2 protein-coding genes are annotated in these 2,066 nt (G+C 54.1%); both read right to left on the bottom strand.

Annotated features, from left to right (window positions below; translation table 11 throughout):
* Nucleotides 1–1,732: SLBB domain-containing protein (locus AAFM29_RS08590; RefSeq protein WP_341712392.1), on the bottom strand; the 1,732-nt coding region annotated here is incomplete at its 3' end.
* Between the two features lie 102 nt (nucleotides 1,733–1,834).
* Nucleotides 1,835–2,066: hypothetical protein (locus tag AAFM29_RS08585; protein WP_341712391.1), on the bottom strand; the 232-nt coding region annotated here is incomplete at its 5' end.

Raw genomic sequence — 2,066 nt, 5'->3', positions numbered from 1 at the left:
CCCCATTGGCGCGAATGACGAAAATTTCACTCTTATCGGCCGCGCGAACAGCGCCGCCCGCGAGTTCCACGTAATCCTTGATCCGCAAGGGACCTCGCTCACCAAGGTGAAATGACGCTGGCCGGTAAACTGCGCCATATACGCCAACGCTCGTTGGACGCGGCGGAATGATAATCCGATCACCATTCTCAAGCAGGAGGTTGCTCGGCAAGAACGCAGCGGTTGGTTGTACATCCAAAACCAAGCGTCCATCAGGCTCTTTGGTACGCAACTCTTCCAGTGTCGAACGCGCGGCGTCAAGCTGTTGCTGCTGTCGTGCGGCTGGCGTGCTACTATCGGTCCGCAGCGGGGCTGTAGCAAGTGTCAGTTCGAACTGGTCAAGCGCCTCGGCAAAATTGCGCCGTTGCTGCTCGATAATCGATTGGCGGACGAATTCAGTTCCAAACGGATATGCGCGATCGGTCAACCCTCCCGCTCTTCCCACTACATCGGAAAGCGGCGTTCCAGGTGCGACATAATAATTGCCTGGACTCTCGACCTCGCCTTCAATCCGCACAACTACCGATTGCCGGGCTATCGGCTTGATCAAACTACCGCTTGGAAGCACCTGAACAATATCGCCGGGGCGCACAACTGCGGTCGCAAAATCGGCAAGCGACACCACCTTGGGGCCGGGAGCGATATCCTTGTCTGCACTATAAACAACAACTCTGTCTCGTTCACCTAATCCATCAACGCCTCCGGCCAACGCAAGAACATCTTTAATCGTTTCCCCGCCAAGTATCTCGTATATTGCTTCATTATTGACGCTACCAATAATCGCAACTTGAGCCAAAGCCGGTGGAACTAGGATCACATCCTCGTTTTCCAGCACTGCATCCTGCGAACGATCTCCATCCATCAAGACTCGATAGAGATCGATTTCCGCATACTCTTGGCCATCACGTACGAGCTTGATAACTCTGAAACTACCTCCGGACGTAGGTCCGCCGGCCTGGAGTATCGCGTTGAACGCCGTCGAAAGACTGTTTACCGAGAATGCACCAGGATTTTGGGCATAGCCCGTTACAAACACCCTCAAGCCGCGCAACTCTGTTGTTCGCACACCAACGCGAAAGTTACGGTACTGAGTTCCGATTGCACGCGAAAGAAAGTCCTTAAGATCCCCCTGCCGAACGCCAGCCAAGTGTATAGTGCCGACCGAGGGCAGGAATATGTTCCCATCACCGTCGACCGTCCTTTCCACACTACCCTCAGCAGACCCGGTGAGCGAGATTGATATCGTGTCACCAACGTTTACTCGATAGTCTGGCGGAATCGTTGCGTCAGCGCGCAGTGCGAAATCGCGAGAACCTGGCAACAGAAGGTCTGAACCGAAGCGTTTCAACCGCTTCCCTATCATTCGTTCCACATAGACTTCGAATGCATTCGGCTCTGCCTGGCGGTTCGAGAAATCGAAAAGCGAGGTACGTGCCCGACTCGCTTGATCCGCATCAATCGGGCGCGCGCTCGACACATCCCCGATTCGAGTTGGTTCAAGCACGATGCTTGCGCTTTCACTAGAATCGTCAGACTCATCCTGACTTGTACGCTGTTCTCGGGACTGCGACTGCGACTCTGCCCGCTCCTTATCCTCAGAACTCGATTGAGCCCACGCTTGCCCGGCATGAGTGTACAGAGCGGCGACTGCCATCAGGGTCAGCCATTTGATCGAGAAGCTATTATGAACCATTGATTTTCCATTCCGTATATCGATTCCTCGACACGGTTTTGCGTATTCTGATCGGACGAGATTGCGCGATATCTCATCCCGAGCGATTCTTGCCAGTTCTACTCAGTTCGCTTCGGCGAGCGTGATCATGGTATCCTCAATTTGCTGCGAAAGGGGCACAGATGCTATCCCAAACTTTGCAAGGTACTGATCATATTCCTTCTTGTCACCCGCATAGTAGCTTGAATCACTGTCGGTAATCGCAGCGCGCCATACCGTACCGCCCAAGACCTTCGCCACTTCCGCTGCGACCGCGCCGAGCTCAAGAGGCTCACCCCCGCTATCATATAGCAAA

This window comes from Erythrobacter sp. (assembly GCF_038133525.1).
In the GTDB taxonomy this organism is placed as follows: domain Bacteria; phylum Pseudomonadota; class Alphaproteobacteria; order Sphingomonadales; family Sphingomonadaceae; genus Qipengyuania.
Note: the sequence above shows the minus strand (reverse complement) of the source record. Positions and strands in the feature narration are given on the sequence as shown.